This window comes from Streptomyces sp. NRRL S-495 (genome assembly GCF_000966955.1).
Classification (GTDB): Bacteria; Actinomycetota; Actinomycetes; order Streptomycetales; family Streptomycetaceae; genus Kitasatospora; species Kitasatospora purpeofusca.
In genome coordinates this window covers 1-858 of sequence record NZ_JZWY01001341.1, presented here as the reverse complement: position 1 = coordinate 858, position 858 = coordinate 1, and the positions used below count along the sequence as shown (strand labels likewise).

Sequence of the window (858 nt, the reverse complement as noted above, 5' to 3'; positions counted from 1 at the left end):
GGCGGGGGCGGGGGCGGGGAACCGTGCGTCACCAGGAGTTCGCGACTGCCACCACGCCGCCGTCCACCACGATGTCCTGGCCGGTGATGTAGGCGGCCCGGGGCGAGAGCAGGAAGGCGACGGTCTCGGCGACGTCCGCCGCCTCGCCCAGCCGGCCGAGCGGCACCTGCGCCCGCACGGCGTCCTGCTGGACCGGTTCGGTGACCACCTCGTGGAACATCTCGGTGACGATGTAGCCCGGGCTCACCGAGTTGATCCGGATGCCGCGACCGGCGAAGTCGCTGCCGAGGGTGCGGGCGAGGTTGTGCACGGCGGCCTTGGTCGCCGCGTACACCGGGGCGTTGGGCAGGCCCCGGTGCAGGGTCCAGGAGGCGTTGAGGACGATCGCGGCGCCGCCGCCCGGGGCCTGCTCCAGCAGCGGCAGGGCGTGCTGGACGGTGAAGAAGACGCCTTTGAAGTTGACGTCCACGGTGCGGTCGAAGCTCTCCTCGGTCACCTCGGCCGGGGCCTCGAAGACCCCGACCCCGGCATTGGCGAACACCCCGTGCAGGTGGCCGTACCGCTCCCCCACCCGCTCGGCCAACCGGGCCAGGTCGGCCGGACGGGCCAGGTCGGCCGGACGGGCGGAGTCGGCGCGCACCGCGAACACCCGCTCGGCGGCGGCGGGTCCGGCCCCGGCGAGTCCCGCTCCGACGAGTCCGGCCTCGGCGCGGGCGAGGCGGGCGTCGTCGCGGCCGGTGATCACCACGTTGGCGCCGCGGTCCAGCAGCACCCGCGCGGTGGCGAGGCCCATGCCGCTCGTGCCTCCGGTGACCAGCACGGTTCGGCCGTCGAAGTCCTGGTCCTGGGTGGTGGGGG

1 protein-coding gene is annotated in these 858 nt (G+C 74.8%); it reads right to left on the bottom strand.

Translation table 11 applies throughout. The features are described from left to right. Positions 1-28 precede the first annotated feature (28 nt). A partial coding sequence (locus VR45_RS41570; protein ID WP_353612763.1) for an SDR family oxidoreductase occupies positions 29-858 on the bottom strand: 830 nt, incomplete at its 5' end.